The sequence below is a fragment of the Roseovarius sp. genome (assembly GCF_030373445.1).
Lineage (GTDB): Bacteria > Pseudomonadota > Alphaproteobacteria > Rhodobacterales > Rhodobacteraceae > Roseovarius.
Genome location: NZ_JAUCYU010000001.1, coordinates 506,550 through 521,962, shown reverse-complemented (window position 1 = coordinate 521,962; position 15,413 = coordinate 506,550). Strand labels below are relative to the sequence as shown.

Sequence of the window (15,413 nt, the reverse complement as noted above, 5' to 3'; positions counted from 1 at the left end):
GCACCACCGGGAATTCGGGCTTTTCTTTTGCCCGGACTCCCGCTATACGCGCCCATCTGCCGGGCCTCCCGGCATATCTCCAAAGGACCTTGCTGGACGACATCCCGGCTCGCGCCCTCAACCCCTCACTTCGAAAGGAGACCCCGATGTCGATCACGGTTGAAGAAAAGCACAAGATTCTCAAGGACTTCGCGACCAAGGAAGGCGACACCGGCTCGCCCGAGGTTCAGGTGGCCATCCTGACCTCCCGCATCGCGACCCTGACCGAGCACTTCAAGACTCACACCAAGGACAACCACGGCCGTCGCGGCCTGCTGAAACTGGTGGCCCAGCGCCGCAAGCTGCTGGACTACCTCAAGGGCAAGGACGAGGGCCGTTACCTCGACCTCATCAAGCGCCTCGGCATCCGCCGCTAAGCCCGGCCGTCCACGGTTCGACCTTGCAGCGCCCGTCTCGAAAGAGGCGGGCGTTTTGCTGCCGGTCGCCCCGCGCCAATCTTGCAGCCCCGCTCCCCGCTCCATACATCCATAACAGTCAAAGCGAGGACCAATCCCATGCAAATCCAGGTGAACACAGACAATTTCATCCATGGCGACGACCGCCTGACGGAGGTGGCCGAAAATGCCGTCCAGACCGATCTCGGCCACATGGAAGACCGCCTCACACGGGTCGAGGTTCACCTGAAGGATCAGAACGCCGACAAGCACGGTCCCGATCACATCCGCTGCACGATCGAGGCCCGCCCGCGCGGCATGGGCCCCATGGCCGCCCACCATGACGGCCCTGACATCCCCGCGGCCCTCAAGGGCGCGGCCAAGAAACTCCGCTCGCGCCTGTCGAGCGAGTTCGAAAAGCTCGATCCGCACCGGTAAAGGAAGCCCGCGCGGAGACGCGCATCGCCGCCCCACGACCCGGCGATGCGCTCCACCGCGGCCGGCCCCCTACAACAAGCTGTGCTCTGACACCTGCATCCCGGTCACCGCCACCGGCTCCGGAACTTCCCCCCGTTCCAGCCGCCGCCGGTCGCGCGAAGACAGTTCGCCCCGGATATCCCGCAGCACCTGCCGATGGTCCGGCGCCCGCTCGCAGAACGTTGCGATCCGGCCCCGCTGCTCGGCCACGAAGGCCCACCATTTCTCCTCGTTGAGCGCGAAGGCGGCCGTGATGTCCTGCGCCGCATACCCCGCCTCGTAGACCCGCTTGCCCATCAGCACGGCCTGGTAGGTCCGATAGGAAAACAGCGTCGCGGTCGGCATGTCGTGATAGCTGGGCAGCGTATGCCGCCAAAGCTTGAGGTTCTCCGCCAAACTGTCCGGCACAGAAAGTTCCTCCCGCGCGTCGATCCAGTATGGCGTGTCCACCCGGTTCCCCAGCGCGTAATGCAAACAGATGAAATCCCGCACCTCGTCGTACAAACGCTCCATCCGCTGGTTGTACCGTTTCCGCACCGGCTCCGGGTAACTCGCATCGGGAAACAGCCGCATCAGGTGCCGGATCGACATGTCCACCATGTGAATCGCCGTCGACTCCAGCGGCTCGATGAAGCCGCCCGACAGCCCCACCGCGATCACGTTCTTCACCCAGGCCTCGCGGTTCCGCCCCACCCGCATCGGGATCACCCGTGGCTCCAGCCCCTCCGCCGCCGGGCCCAGATGCGCCATGAACTCGTCGCGCGCCTCCTCGTCGGTCCGGTGCGCGCTGGAAAACACGTACCCCGTTCCAACCCGGTTATACAAAGGCACCCGCCAGCTCCACCCGGCGCCTAGCGCGGTCGACCGCGTGCCGGGCTCCAGCGCCTCGCCCTGGTGCGGGATCTGCACCGCCATCGCCCGGTCATTGGCAAGGCAATCGGCATAGCTCACGAATTCCGTGCCCAGCACCTCGTTGATGATCAGCCCGCGAAAACCGGTACAGTCGAGCACCAGCTCCACCTCCCGCCGCCCCGTCTTTTCAAGCTGCAACGCGGTGACATAACCGCGCTCGTCCTGCTCGACCTCCCGAAGGTTGTCGAGGATGTGCGTCACGCCCCGTTCGGTGCACACGTCCCGCAACAGCGCCGCGAACTTCCCGGCATCGAGGTGATAGGCAAAGCTCGCCTCCTGCGCGAAGGCCGGCGCGCGAAACCCCCTCGGCCCCCGTTTCTCGTGGATCAGGTCGAGGTTCGGTCCGCACAGCTCGGCAAACTCCAGCTCCCCGGCGCCGAAGCGCAGCATGTAGGCGGCAAGGTCCATCCCGTCGATCACCGGCGGTTCGTCGAACGGGTTGAGGTAACAGATCGGCCGACCCTCGCGGTCGACGTTCCAGTTGTCGAACAGCACCCCCAGCTTGAACGAGCTGTTGCACGCGCGAAAGAACTGCGCCTCCGATATCCCGCAATCGATCAGCGTGCGCGGCATGTTCGGCACCGTCGCCTCGCCCACGCCCACCGTGGGAATATCGGGCGACTCGATCAGCGTGACGTCAAGCGCGTGCTCGGGTGCCGTGCTCCGCGAGAGGCCGGAATTCAGGATAAGCGCGGCCAGCCACCCGGCGGTGCCCCCGCCGACGATGGTCACGGATCGGATCGGCTCTGCCATGTTGTCCCCCATGCGGCCCGACCGGGACAGCTTACCTTGACGTAACGTCAAATCAACCCGGACGACCGCCTCCCCGGGATGCGGAAATTTTCGCCATTTTTAAGCGAATGGTCTGAAAATTGCCGGAATCAGCGGTTATGCGGGTCGCGCATCACATCAATCGCTTGGCAGATGTGGCGCGACCGTATAGATCACCCATAAAAAACAAGCAGATAATGTTTTGTTCCGCGCAAGGCGCGCGGCGAGGAGCAGTAAGGTGGCAGGCGAAAGGTATCTGCTGTCCGGCAACCAGATTGCGGTCTACGGGTCGTGGAACACCAGCTATCCTGGTGGCCTGACAACGATAAAGCTGCACCAAGTGACGACTCTCGGCGACGCCGACAGCCGCTATTTCCTCGTCCGCACCCAGGGCGACGGCGACACCGTCACCAACGGCCAGTACTTCGCCGTTTACGAGGCGGTCGATGACGGCAACGGCAACCTTGTACCGGGCCCTATGGTCATTCCCCCCACCTTCGCGACGCCCGACGCCTTCAACAACACCGGCGCCGGTGACGATTACATCATTTTCGGCATGTTCGGCGGGTCGCAATTCGCAGTCGATCTCGCCGGGTTCGAACCGGGCAACACCGCCTCCTTCAAACAGGGCGAAGACGTGCTGCCGGGGGGCGATGGCGAGCTGAATGTCGACACGATCGAACAGGCCAACCCCGATGCCTCGGCCATCTGCTTTGCCCGCGGCACGCTGATCCGCACGCCCACGGGCGACGTGCCGGTCGAAACGCTCGCTGTGGGCGCGCTGGTCTGCGTGCCGGACGGCCCGCCCCGGCCGATCCGCTGGATCGCCCGTCGCGTCATCCCGCTGGGCCACGCAAACCGCCACCTCGCCCCGGTGCGTATCCTACGCGGCGCGTTCGGTCCGGGCCTGCCGTCGCGCGACCTTCTTGTCTCGCCCAATCACCGGGTGATGCACCGCAGCCCGTGGGCCCAGCTCTGGTTCGACTCCGCCGACGTCCTGCTGCCTGCCAAGTTCATGATCAACGGCCGCACCGTCCGCCACGAGACCGCCGCGCGCCGGGTCGAGTACTGGCACTTCCTTCTCGACAGCCACGAGGTCGTCTGGTCCAACGGCGTGCTGACCGAAAGCCTGCACCCTGGCGACGTGGCCCTCACCGGCATGGCCGGCGCCACCCGCGCCGAACTGCTCGAGATATTCCCCGAGCTGGCCGGCCACGATGCCTCCCTGCAACAAACCTGCCTGCCCTCCCTTCGCCGCTTCGAGGCCGACCTCCTCCTCCGCTCCGGCGACCTCCAGCTTTCGGATGGCGAGGGATAGCCGCGCTGTTCATCGGGGGCAGACTTTCCTAAACAGGGAAAGTCCATTCTTCGACCGACGACAGAACAGCGGAACCCGATGCCCCCGATTTCATTCGCGCTGACGCCCGGCCCAATCGTCAGACGCACTTCCGATCATCACGTCTAGACGATGTTCTACGACGCACGAGGAGAGTTGCTGCTTTCCTGGGCCGATGGAACCGGACCGCTGTTGATCGAGCGCGTGGGAACGATGCATGAGGCCATTGCCTTGAAAGGGTCTCCGGCCCGTTTCCCGGTCGTTCAACGATTTTCAGACGGCCGATGGCTGTTGGCGGACCCGCGCTGCCGGAAGGACGATCTCAACTGTCAAATCCTCTCTCCGTCACTCGAACCTTTGCACGCGTTCCACGCGGGCGATGCGATCCACCAGGTCATCATCGACCGGGACGACAATATCTGGGTTGGCTACTTCGACGAAAACACGACGGCAGGGCTGCTGCGGTTCTCGGCCGATGGCCGGATCACGTTCGATTTGGGCGCCTCCTCCGGCCTGTGGGTGCTCGATCTCTATGCCATGCATCTTGACCGGACCGGGGCCGTATGGGCCCATCCGTATCCCGATCTCTGCCTCGCCAGGATTTCAGGTGAGATGGTGACAAAGACCCTCGACGAAAGCCCGGTCAAAGGCGCCCGCGCGATCCTTGCAGGCGGCAATCACGTCGCATTCTTCGGAAGCTATGAGGATGATAACGGGGTTTTCCTACTCGACCTGTCCCGTGGAACCGGCGATGCGGTCGTCCTGACGGCGGACGGCAAGGAGCTTGACCCGGACAGCCCGGCGCCGATCGCCACTCAAAGGGAAACGGCCTCGCTCCTTGTCGGCGACACGGTCCATGCGTTGCATCTCTCCGACCCGATCCGGGCGGTCGAGGGCAACTGACGCGATCCGACGCTCTTTCGGCCTCTCCCTCGCAACGCCCGGCCCCTTAACCCGGCCCGCGCCGACCGCCGCACCGACGCGATACCGACAAGATACCGACGTTATACCGACGTGCCAAACCCCAGTGTTTGCTGGCATTAACCCCGATTCGCGCCCCCTCCCCGTGATCTAAGCTTTCATTCCTCCTTAAACTCCTCTATAGCGCCGCCATCTGAGACGTGATGCCCTTGGCCCCGGGCGCATGAAGAAGAGATGGGGTCGGCGGCAATGGGGCCGCCATTGAAACGGAGGACTTGGGATACGCCCAAGAGCGCCTCCAACCAGGAAAACGACAGATGTTCAACGAAGTGAAGAAGACGATGCAGTGGGGCGAGGAAACGCTCACACTGGAAACGGGCAAGGTTGCCCGTCAGGCAGATGGCTCGGTCATCGCCACCCTTGGGGAAACCTCGGTCATGGCCAACGTGACCTTCGCCAAGCAACCGAAAGAAGGGCAGGATTTCTTCCCCCTGACCGTTCATTACCAGGAAAAATACTACGCCGCGGGCAAGGTGCCCGGCGGCTTCTTCAAGCGCGAGGCGCGGCCGACCGAAAAGGAAACGCTCACCGCCCGCCTGATCGACCGGCCGATCCGGCCGCTCTTTGTCCCGGGCTTCAAGAACGAAGTCCTGGTCATGTGCACCGTGCTCTCGCACGACCTCGTCAACGACCCCGACATGGTGGCGATGATCGCCGCGTCGGCCGCCCTGACGATCTCCGGCGCCCCCTTCATGGGCCCGATCGCCGGCTGCCGCGTGGGCTACGAGGATGGCGAATACATCCTCAACCCCGATGTCGAGGACATGCACGACCTGCGCAACAAGCCCGACCAGCGCCTCGACCTGGTCGTCGCCGGCACCAAGGACGCGGTGATGATGGTCGAGTCGGAAGCCTACGAGCTGACCGAAGAGGAAATGCTGGGCGCCGTGACCTTCGCGCATGAGCAGATCCAGCCGGTGATCGACCTGATCATCGACCTCGCCGAAGACGCCGCGAAAGAGCCGTTCGACTTCCAGCCGCCTGATTACACGGAGCTTTACGAGGCCGTGAAAGCCGCCGGTGAAGACCAGATGCGCTCGGCCTTCGCCATCACCGACAAGCAGGAGCGCACCACCGCCGTCGCGGCCGCGCGCGAGGCGATCAAGGAAAAGCTGACCGAGGAACAACTCGAAGACGCCAACCTCGGCTCGGCCATGAAGAAGCTCGAAGCCGGCGTTCTGCGCGGCGACGTGGTCAAATCCGGCAAGCGGATCGACGGCCGCGCCCTCGACGAGGTGCGCCCGATCGTCTCCGAAACCGGCATCCTGCCCCGCACCCACGGCTCGGCGCTCTTCACCCGCGGTGAAACGCAGGGTCTCGTGGTCACCACGCTGGGCACCGGCGATGACGAGCAGATCATCGACGCCCTGCACGGGAACTTCCGCTCGAACTTCCTGCTGCACTACAACTTCCCGCCCTACTCGGTCGGTGAAGCCGGGCGCGTCGGCCCTCCGGGCCGTCGTGAAATCGGTCACGGCAAGCTGGCATGGCGCGCGCTTCAGGCGGTGCTGCCGGCGGCGACCGACTTCCCCTACACCATCCGCGTCGTGTCCGAGATCACGGAATCGAACGGCTCCTCCTCGATGGCCTCCGTCTGCGGCGGCTCGCTGTCGATGATGGATGCGGGCGTGCCGCTCAAGGCCGCCGTGGCCGGTGTGGCCATGGGCCTCGTGCTGGAAGAAGACGGCTCCTACGGCATCCTGACCGACATCCTCGGCGACGAGGATCACCTCGGCGACATGGACTTCAAGGTCGCCGGCACCGAGAACGGCATCACCTCGCTGCAGATGGATATCAAGGTCGCGGGCATCACGCCCGAGATCATGAAGGACGCCCTGGCGCAGGCCAAGGAAGGCCGGATGCACATCCTCGGCGAGATGGGCAAGGCCCTGTCGGAAGCGGGCGATTTCTCGATCCACGCCCCGCGTATCGAGACGATGCACATCCCCACCGACAAGATCCGCGAAGTGATCGGCTCGGGCGGCAAGGTCATCCGCGAGATCGTCGAGGTGTCTGGCGCCAAGGTCGACATCAACGACGATGGCGTGATCAAGATCGCCTCGCCGAACGGTGAAGCCATCCAGAAAGCCTACGACATGATCCACTCGATCGTGGCCGAGCCGGAAGAAGGACACATCTACAAGGGCACCGTCGTCAAGATCGTCGACTTCGGCGCCTTCGTGAACTTCTTCGGCAAGCGCGACGGGCTGGTCCATGTCAGCCAGATCGAGAACCGCCGCCTGAACCATCCCTCGGATGTGCTGAAGGAAGGTCAGGAAGTCTGGGTCAAGCTGCTGGGCTTCGACGACCGCGGCAAGGTGCGCCTGTCGATGAAGGTCGTCGACCAGGAGACCGGCGAAGAAGCCAAGAAAGAGGAAAAGGCAGAGGACTGATCCCCTCGGCCATTCCAAAACACAGGGGCCCCGGTGGAAACACCGGGGTCTTTTATGTCTCCGCCCCGGACTTGATCCGGGGCCTCCCCGCCAGAGGTCCCGGGTCAGGCCCGGGACGGGGGTATGTCACCCCCGCGCCGCCTCCAAAATCATGTCCGCCGCCTTCTCGGCGATCATGATCGTCGGCGAATTGGTGTTGCCGCTGGTGATCGTCGGCATGACCGAGGCGTCGACCACCCGCAGCCCCTTGACCCCGCGCAGGCGCAGCTCCGGGTCCAGCGGCGCATCTTCGCCCGGCCCCATATGCACGGTGCCCACCGGGTGAAAGATCGTCGTGCCGATATCGCCTGCCGCCTTGGCCAGGGCCTCGTCACTCTGCACCTCGATCCCCGGGCGGAACTCCTCGGGCGCGTAACGCTGCATCGGCTCCTGTTCCATGATCCGCCGGGTCAGCCGGATCGATGCCGCCGCCACCTGCCTGTCCCCCTCGGTCGACAGGTAGCGTGGCGCAATCACCGGCGCGTCGGCGGCATCGGCCGAGGCGATGGTGACCGTGCCGCGCGACTCCGGCCGCAGGTTGCAGACGCTGGCGGTGATGGCCGGGAAATCGTGCAGGTCGCCCCCGAACGCATCGAGCGACAGCGGCTGCACGTGATACTCCAGGTCGGGCGTCGCAAGGTCGGGCCGCGACCGCGCGAACGCGCCAAGCTGGCTGGGCGCCATCGCCATGGGGCCGGACCGCTTCAGCGCGTATTCCAGCGCGATCTTCGCCTTGCCCCACAACGAGCCGACCATCGTGTTCAGCGTCACGGCCCCGGTAAGCCGCCACGCACAGCGCAATTGCAGATGGTCCTGCAAATTGCCGCCCACGGCCGGGATATCGCGCTTCACCTCGATCCCGTGTTCCCGCAGCAACTCCCCCGGCCCCAGCCCCGACAACTGCAACAATTGCGGGCTGCCGATTGCCCCCGCCGACAGGATCACCTCGGCCCTTGCCCGCGCAACCTGCCTTTCATTGTTCTGCAAATACTCGACACCCACCGCGCGCCCATCCTCGAGGACGACCTTTTGCGTATGCGCCCCGGTCTCGACCTTCAGCCCCTTGCCGGTGCCCGCCCGCAGGAAGGCCTTGGCGCTGGTCACCCGCCAGCCGTTGCGCTGGTTCACCTTGAAATAACCGACGCCTTCATTGTCGCCCCGGTTGAAATCGTCCGACGCCGGAATTCCCGCCGCCACCGCTGCGTCGCGCCAGTGGTCGAGCACGTCCCAGTGCAGGCGCATGTTCTCGACCCGCCATTCCCCGCCCGCGCCGTGATGCTCCGACGCGCCGTCGACGTAATCCTGAGACCGCTTGAAATAGGGCAGCACGTCGTCCCAGCCCCAGCCCGGGTTGCCCATCTGCCGCCAGCCGTCATAGTCGGCGGCCTGTCCGCGCATGTAGATCATGCCGTTGATCGCGCTGCACCCGCCCAGCACCTTGCCGCGCGGATACAGCAGCGAGCGGCCGTTCAGCCCCGGCTCCTCGGCCGTGCGGAAACACCAGTCGGTGCGCGGGTTGCCGATGCAGTAAAGGTAGCCCACCGGGATATGCACCCAGTGGTAATTGTCGCGCCCCCCGGCCTCGAGCAGGAGAACGGTGTGGCCGGCGCGGCTCAGCCGGTTCGCCAGAACGCAACCGGCGCTTCCGGCGCCGACGATGATGTAATCGTATTCCATGGCGCGCAATTTGGGCAAACCGTGCCGCCTTGGCAAGCCGCGTCAGAGGGGCAGGGCGGTGGTGTTCGACACGGTCCGAAGGGTGAAACTCGACTGCATCTTCGCCACGCCCGGCAAGCGGGCCAGGTGCTGGCGGTGAATGCGGGCAAAATCCTCGGTGCTGTCGGCCACGACCTTGAGGATGTAATCCGCCGCCCCCGCCGTGTGGTAGCATTCCAGCACGTCAGGAATACGCCCCACCGCCTTCTCGAACGCCTCCAGCACGTCGTCGGCCTGGGTCGACAGCGTGATCTCGACGAAGATCGTCGCCGACATGCCCAGCTTGCGCGCATCCAGCAGGGCGACATAGCCCCGGATATACCCCTCGGCCTCCAGCCGCCCGACCCGCCGGTGACAGGCGCTGGCCGAGAGGTTCACCTCCTCGGCCAGGTCGGCATTCGAGATGCGCCCGCGCCGCTGCAGCACCGAAAGCAGGCGACGGTCTGTTGCATCGAGGGACATATGCGCAAGGCCTTTCGATTAACCTGCCGTTTATTCGAAGAACCTTCACTCCGGCGTCAAGGGAGCGGCAAAGATTTCAAGCCAATTGCGCGCGATCTGCGACATTCTGGCAAGATCAGGAGGAGGATCGACCCATGAAAATCGGCTGCCCGGCAGAGATCAAGCCGCAGGAGTTCCGCGTCGGCATGACGCCCAACGCCGCACAGGAAGCGGTGGCCCACGGTCACGAGGTGATCATTCAGGCCGGCGCCGGCAAGGGCGCAGGGTTCGAGGACGCGGCCTATGTGGCCGCCGGCGCCCACATCCTCGATACCGCCGAGGAGATCTTTGCCATCGCCGACATGATCGTGAAGGTGAAGGAGCCGCAGGCCGCCGAACGCAAGATGCTGCGCGAAGGTCAGCTTCTGTTTACCTATCTTCACCTCGCCCCCGATCCGGCCCAGACCAAGGACCTGCTGGAGAGTGGCTGCACCGCCATCGCCTACGAGACCGTGACCGATGATCGCGGCGGCCTTCCCCTGTTGGCGCCGATGTCCGAAGTTGCCGGCCGTCTGGCGCCTCAGGTCGGCGCCTGGACGCTGCAGAAGGCCAATGGCGGGCGCGGCGTGCTGATGGGCGGCGTGCCCGGCGTGGGCCCGGCCAACGTGCTGGTGATCGGCGGCGGTGTCGTCGGCACCCATGCGGCCCGCATCGCCGCCGGCATGGGCGCGGATGTCACGGTGCTCGACCGCTCGCTGCCCCGGCTGCGCTATCTCGACGATGTCTTCGCGGGCGTCTTCAAGACCGGCTATTCCTCGACCGGCCTTCTGGAAGAGCACCTGACCCGCGCCGACATGGTGATCGGTGCCGTGCTCATTCCCGGGGCCGAAGCGCCCAAGCTCGTCCGCCGCGACCAGTTCCCCACCATGAAGCCGGGCGCCGCCCTGGTCGACGTGGCCATCGACCAGGGTGGTTGTTTCGAGACCTCGAAACCCACCACCCATGCCGACCCGATCTACGATGTCGACGGGATCATGCATTACTGCGTGGCCAACATGCCCGGCGCCGTGGCGCGCACCTCGACCATCGCGCTGGGCAACGCCACCATGCCCTTCATGCTGGCGCTGGCCGACAAGGGCTGGCAACAGGCCTGCGCCGACGATCCGCACCTGCTGAACGGGCTCAACGTGCATGCCGGTCAACTGACCTATTACGCGGTCGGCCGGGCTCTCGGCATCGACGTGATCTCGCCCCAGAAGATCGTCAAGGGCTGACCCCGCGGGCGGGCCGGGCCCGCCCGGCCCCTCTGCCTGCCATGTCGCTTTGCGCCCGCGGCATGCCGGTCTGTGTGCAGATTTCTTGCGCATCACCGGTCAGAACATCCCGACACATGCGGAACGGCTGGACCGATTGGGATTTGTTGGTTAGCATTTTTCGTGGACAGGACTCCTTCCTGAGCAAAAAACAAGAGCCAACGGGGGGCCATTGATGGGGAAGTTCATTCTGCGCCGGATCGGCGTCATGATCCTGACGGCGCTGTGCCTGACCTTCATCGTCTTTTTCCTCACCAACCTGTATCCCAACCTTGAAAAATTCGCCAAGACCCAGGGCAACTTCCGCATGTCCGACGAGGAGGTCGCGACTTTTCTCAACAATCGCGGGTACTTGCAGCCGACGGTCACGAAGTATGGCCAGTGGCTGGGCGTGTTGCCGGGCTACGTGATCGAAGGCACCGATGGCAAGGTCCGCGCCCGTTGCGCCGCCCCGAACCAGCCGATCGAGGAGGCGCCCCGCTTTTGCGGCGTTCTGCAGGGCAACTGGGGCTTTTCCACCACCATCAAGGAGGACGTGGGCGGCATCATCCTCGAAAAGCTGGGGCTGACCGGCATCCTCATGTTCTGGGTGATGCTGCTGATGGTGCCCTCGGCGCTGATCCTCGGCGTGCTGGCCGGGATGCGCGAGGGCTCTCGCCTCGACCGCTCGCTCTCTACCTTCTCGATCAGTACAACGGCCACCCCGGAATACGTCTCGGGCGTCCTCTTCATCGCCATTTTCGCCAGTTCCGCCGTCGGCCTGAAATGGTTCAAGGGCACCGCCACCAGCGCGATGGACAACGTCACCTTCGAGAACTTCTTCCTGCCGGTGCTGACCATCGCGGCCTACGGCATGGGCTACATCGCCCGGATGACCCGCGCCTCGATGGCCGAGGTGATGACCTCGCAGTATATCCGCACCGCGCGGCTCAAGGGGGTGAGCTTCCCGAACATCGTCATGAAACACGCGCTCCGCAACGCGCTGATCGCCCCCTTCACAGTGATCATGCTGCAGTTTCCGTGGCTGCTGAACGGGGTGGTGATCGTCGAGACGCTGTTCAACTACAAGGGCTTCGGCTGGACGCTGGTGCTGGCCGCCGGGAACAACGACATCGAGCTTCTGTTGGGGGTCTCGGTCATATCCGTTTTCGTGGTTCTGGTGACGCAGCTGATATCGGATATCGGTTACGTCTACCTGAACCCGCGGATCAGCGTGAGCTAGGGAAGGGCCGCAGAGATGAACAAAGACGCACTCAGCTGGGGCGCGATCTTCGGCCAGATGATCATCCAGTTCGCGCCGGTCCTGATCCTTCTGGTGATCACCTTCGCGCTTTCCCTGGCCTTCAAGCGCAGGCTGGGCCTTTACGGCAAGCTGTTCGACAGCACGGTCGGCATGATCGGCCTCGCGCTGGTGCTGTTCTGGGTTTTCACGGCGTTCTTCGCCGGCGTGTTCGACATGGTCGCCACCCACGACCCGCTCGACCAGTCGGCGCTGATGAAGAAGGCCCTGCCCGGCACGCCCTATTCCAAGCTGATCGGCACGCCCGACCCGAATGCCGGGGCCTATTACCTTCTGGGCGGCGACAACCTCGGGCGTGACGTGTTCAGCCGGGTGATCGCCGGGTCGATCAAGGTGATCCTGATCGCCCCCTTCGCCACCGTCTTCGCCTTCATGGTCGGCATCACGCTGGGCCTGCCGGCAGGCTATTACGGCGGGCGGTTCGACACGGTGCTGTCCTTCCTGTCGAACCTCGTGCTCGCCTTTCCGGTGATCCTGCTCTTCTACCTTCTGGTGACGCCCGAAATCGTGCAGACCGGCATTCCCGTCTACATGGCCGCGGTGCTGTTCATCTTCCCGCTCGTGTTCCTCGTGATCCTGTGGAACTCGCGCTATCACACCCAGCCGATGAAGCGGAACGTCTACCTGGCGATCACTCTGGTGATCGGCATCTGGGTCTATCTCGGCATCGCGTGGGATGCCGACCCGCTCGGCCTCATCCGCTTCCCGCCCAACGTGCTGGTGGTCTTCGTCTCGGTCGTCTTCGTCAACTCGCCCACCGTCTTCCGGATCGTGCGGGGCCTCGTGCTCGACATCAAGACACGCGACTACGTCGCCGCCGCCCAGACACGGGGCGAGGGGCCGTGGTACATCATGCTGTGGGAGATCCTGCCCAACGCGCGCGGGCCGCTGCTCGTCGATTTTTGCCTGCGCATCGGCTACACCACCATCCTTCTCGGGACGCTGGGCTTCTTCGGCCTCGGGCTCGAATCCGAAAGCCCGGACTGGGGCAAGATGATCATCGACGGCCGACGCCTGCTGTCGGCCAACATCCTGCATATCGCCATTCCGCCCGCCATCGCCCTGCTGACGCTGGTGCTGGGGCTGAACTTCCTGGCGGATGGCCTGCGGGAAGAGAGCCTGAGGGATTAACCGCCCGCTTCGGGAAAGGACAACGAGATGTCGCAGACACCAGACCATGAAGGCCCGATCCTTGAAATCGACAGCCTGTCGATCTCGTTCTTCACCCGGCTGCGGGAGATCCCGGCGGTGATGGACTTCTCGGTCGAGGTGCAGCCGGGCGAGGCGGTGGGCCTCGTCGGCGAAAGCGGCTGTGGCAAGTCGACCGTGGCGCTGGGCGTGATGCAGGACCTTGGCGTCAACGGCCGCATCGTCGGCGGCTCGATCAAGTTCAAGGGCCGCGACCTCGGCAAGATGTCCGCCGAGGAGCTGCGCGACATCCGCGGCAACGAGATCGCCATGATTTACCAGGAGCCGATGGCGAGCCTGAACCCGGCGATGAAGATCGGCAAGCAGCTCATGGAAGTGCCGATGATCCACGAGAAGGTGTCGGAAAAGGAGGCCTATCAACGCGCCCTCGAAGTGGTGCGCGACGTGAAGCTGCCCGACCCCGAGCGTATTCTCAAATCCTTCCCGCACCAGCTTTCCGGCGGCCAGCAGCAGCGGATCGTCATCGCCATGGCGCTGATGGCCAACCCCAGCCTGCTGATCCTCGACGAGCCTACTACGGCGCTCGACGTGACGGTCGAGGCGGCGGTCGTCGAGCTGGTCAAGGAACTGGGCCGCAAGTACGGCACGTCGATGCTGTTCATCAGCCACAACCTCGGGCTGGTGCTGGAAACCTGCGACCGGATCTGCGTGATGTATTCCGGCGAGGCGGTCGAGACCGGCAGCATCAAGGACGTCTTCGACAAGATGCAGCACCCGTACACACAGGCGCTCTTCCGGTCGATCCCGCTGCCCGGCGCTGACAAGAACGCCCGTCCGCTGGTGGCCATCCCCGGCAACTTCCCCCTCCCGCACGAGCGCCCGCCGGGTTGCAACTTCGGCCCGCGCTGCGACTATTTCCAGGATGGCCGCTGCAACCAGGATATCGCCATCCCGATGGAGCCGATCACCGGCGACGACCGGCATTTCACCCGCTGCCTGCGCTACAAGGAAATCGACTGGCACGCGCCGATCAAGGCCGCGAAACAGACCGCGGCGACCGAGAAGGGCGACGTCATCCTGAAGATGGACAACCTCAAGAAATACTACGAGGTTGCGGCCAACGCGCTGTTCGGTGCCAGCGGGGCGACCAAGGTGGTCAAGGCCAACGAAACCCTCACCTTCGAGGCCCGCGAGAGCGAGACGCTCGCCATCGTGGGCGAATCGGGCTGTGGCAAGTCGACCTTCGCCAAGGTGCTGATGGGTCTGGAAACCGCGACCGACGGGCAGATCCTGCTGGATAACAAGAACATCGAACATATCCCGATCCAGAGCCGCGACACCAAGACCGTCGCCGACATCCAGATGGTGTTCCAGAACCCGTTCGACACGCTGAACCCCTCGATGACCGTGGGCCGCCAGATCATGCGGGCGCTGGAAATCTTCGGCCACGGCAAGTCCGACGACGATCGCCACAAGGAAATGATGCGCCTGCTCGACCTCGTGAAGCTCCCGCGCGAGTTCGCCGACCGGATGCCGCGGCAATTGTCCGGCGGCCAGAAACAGCGCGTCGGCATTGCCCGTGCCTTCGCCGGTGGCGCCCGGATCGTGGTGGCGGACGAGCCCGTCTCGGCGCTCGACGTCTCGGTGCAGGCGGCTGTGACCGACCTGCTCATGGAAATCCAGCGCGAGAAGAAGACGACCCTTCTGTTCATCTCTCACGACTTGTCGATCGTGCGGTATCTCTCCGACAGGGTGATGGTCATGTATCTCGGCCACGTGGTCGAGCTGGGCACCACCGAACAGGTCTTCTCGCCCCCCTACCACCCCTATACCGAGGCGCTGCTCTCTGCCGTGCCCATCGCCGACACCCATGTCGAGAAAAAGCACATCGTGCTCGAGGGCGACGTGCCCTCGGCCATGAACCCGCCGCCCGGCTGCCCGTTCCAGACGCGCTGCCGCTGGAAATCGCAGGTGCCCGGCAACCTGTGCGAAACCGAGGTGCCGCCGGTTCGGATGCTGGCCGAGGGCCACCAGGTCAAGTGTCACCTCGCCGACGACATCCTTGCCCGGATGGAACCCGTCATCAAGATCGCGGCCGAGTAGCCACACGCATTCCTGCGCGGAACGCTGCCTCGACCGGGGCGGTTTTCC

At 64.6% G+C, this 15,413-nt stretch carries 12 protein-coding genes; 9 read left to right on the top strand and 3 right to left on the bottom strand.

Annotated features, from left to right (window positions below):
• Positions 1-146 precede the first annotated feature (146 nt).
• Entirely contained in the window at positions 147-416 is a 270-nt protein-coding gene (gene rpsO / locus QUV18_RS02395) for a 30S ribosomal protein S15 (RefSeq protein WP_300891727.1), read from the top strand.
• Between the two features lie 138 nt (positions 417-554).
• Positions 555-872, top strand: coding sequence for an HPF/RaiA family ribosome-associated protein (locus QUV18_RS02390; protein ID WP_300891725.1), 318 nt, complete (start codon positions 555-557; stop codon positions 870-872).
• Between the two features lie 69 nt (positions 873-941).
• On the opposite strand, the gene QUV18_RS02385 is transcribed toward QUV18_RS02390, so the two are convergent.
• Positions 942-2,576, bottom strand: a complete 1,635-nt coding sequence (locus QUV18_RS02385; protein ID WP_300891724.1) for a tryptophan halogenase family protein — start codon at positions 2,574-2,576, stop codon at positions 942-944.
• A 256-nt stretch (positions 2,577-2,832) separates the two neighbouring features.
• On the opposite strand from QUV18_RS02385, the gene QUV18_RS02380 reads away from it, so the two are divergent.
• The 3 genes from QUV18_RS02380 (at position 2,833) to pnp (ending at position 7,304) form a co-directional block, all read left to right on the top strand.
• On the top strand, positions 2,833-3,912 hold the full coding sequence (locus QUV18_RS02380; protein ID WP_300891722.1) for a Hint domain-containing protein: 1,080 nt from the start codon (positions 2,833-2,835) through the stop codon (positions 3,910-3,912).
• 150 nt (positions 3,913-4,062) lie between these two features.
• Complete coding sequence (locus QUV18_RS02375) at positions 4,063-4,833, top strand: hypothetical protein (protein WP_300891721.1); 771 nt, start codon at positions 4,063-4,065, stop codon at positions 4,831-4,833.
• 335 nt (positions 4,834-5,168) lie between these two features.
• The gene (gene pnp / locus QUV18_RS02370; RefSeq protein WP_300891720.1) at positions 5,169-7,304 is read left to right on the top strand and encodes a polyribonucleotide nucleotidyltransferase; all 2,136 of its coding nucleotides are present in this window, start codon (positions 5,169-5,171) and stop codon (positions 7,302-7,304) included.
• A 126-nt stretch (positions 7,305-7,430) separates the two neighbouring features.
• Here the strand turns inward: pnp and QUV18_RS02365 are convergent, their stop codons facing one another.
• On the bottom strand, positions 7,431-9,020 hold the full coding sequence (locus QUV18_RS02365; RefSeq protein ID WP_300891718.1) for a GMC family oxidoreductase N-terminal domain-containing protein: 1,590 nt from the start codon (positions 9,018-9,020) through the stop codon (positions 7,431-7,433).
• Positions 9,021-9,062: 42 nt separating this feature from the next.
• Positions 9,063-9,521 (bottom strand): Lrp/AsnC family transcriptional regulator, encoded by a 459-nt coding sequence (locus tag QUV18_RS02360; RefSeq protein ID WP_300891717.1) that lies wholly within the window; start codon positions 9,519-9,521, stop codon positions 9,063-9,065.
• 134 nt (positions 9,522-9,655) lie between these two features.
• On the opposite strand from QUV18_RS02360, the gene ald reads away from it, so the two are divergent.
• The 4 genes from ald (at position 9,656) to QUV18_RS02340 (ending at position 15,365) form a co-directional block, all read left to right on the top strand.
• Positions 9,656-10,774, top strand: coding sequence for an alanine dehydrogenase (gene ald, locus QUV18_RS02355; RefSeq protein WP_300891716.1), 1,119 nt, complete (start codon positions 9,656-9,658; stop codon positions 10,772-10,774).
• 214 nt (positions 10,775-10,988) lie between these two features.
• The gene (locus QUV18_RS02350) at positions 10,989-12,035 is read left to right on the top strand and encodes an ABC transporter permease (protein WP_300891715.1); all 1,047 of its coding nucleotides are present in this window, start codon (positions 10,989-10,991) and stop codon (positions 12,033-12,035) included.
• 15 nt (positions 12,036-12,050) lie between these two features.
• A complete protein-coding gene (locus QUV18_RS02345; protein WP_300891714.1) occupies positions 12,051-13,244 on the top strand; it encodes an ABC transporter permease in 1,194 nt (397 codons plus the stop codon).
• A 27-nt stretch (positions 13,245-13,271) separates the two neighbouring features.
• Positions 13,272-15,365: an ABC transporter ATP-binding protein gene (locus QUV18_RS02340; RefSeq protein ID WP_300891713.1), complete on the top strand. Its 2,094-nt coding sequence runs from the start codon at positions 13,272-13,274 to the stop codon at positions 15,363-15,365.
• Positions 15,366-15,413 lie beyond the last annotated feature (48 nt).

Coding starts and splice junctions, on each gene's coding strand:
- QUV18_RS02345 (WP_300891714.1), top strand. CDS start 12,051: ATGAACAAAGACGCACTCAGCTGGGGCGCGATCTTCGGCCAGATGATC.
- ald (WP_300891716.1), top strand. CDS start 9,656: ATGAAAATCGGCTGCCCGGCAGAGATCAAGCCGCAGGAGTTCCGCGTC.
- QUV18_RS02340 (WP_300891713.1), top strand. CDS start 13,272: ATGTCGCAGACACCAGACCATGAAGGCCCGATCCTTGAAATCGACAGC.
- QUV18_RS02375 (WP_300891721.1), top strand. CDS start 4,063: ATGTTCTACGACGCACGAGGAGAGTTGCTGCTTTCCTGGGCCGATGGA.
- QUV18_RS02360 (WP_300891717.1), bottom strand. CDS start 9,521: ATGTCCCTCGATGCAACAGACCGTCGCCTGCTTTCGGTGCTGCAGCGG.
- rpsO (WP_300891727.1), top strand. CDS start 147: ATGTCGATCACGGTTGAAGAAAAGCACAAGATTCTCAAGGACTTCGCG.
- QUV18_RS02365 (WP_300891718.1), bottom strand. CDS start 9,020: ATGGAATACGATTACATCATCGTCGGCGCCGGAAGCGCCGGTTGCGTT.
- QUV18_RS02385 (WP_300891724.1), bottom strand. CDS start 2,576: ATGGCAGAGCCGATCCGATCCGTGACCATCGTCGGCGGGGGCACCGCC.
- pnp (WP_300891720.1), top strand. CDS start 5,169: ATGTTCAACGAAGTGAAGAAGACGATGCAGTGGGGCGAGGAAACGCTC.
- QUV18_RS02350 (WP_300891715.1), top strand. CDS start 10,989: ATGGGGAAGTTCATTCTGCGCCGGATCGGCGTCATGATCCTGACGGCG.
- QUV18_RS02390 (WP_300891725.1), top strand. CDS start 555: ATGCAAATCCAGGTGAACACAGACAATTTCATCCATGGCGACGACCGC.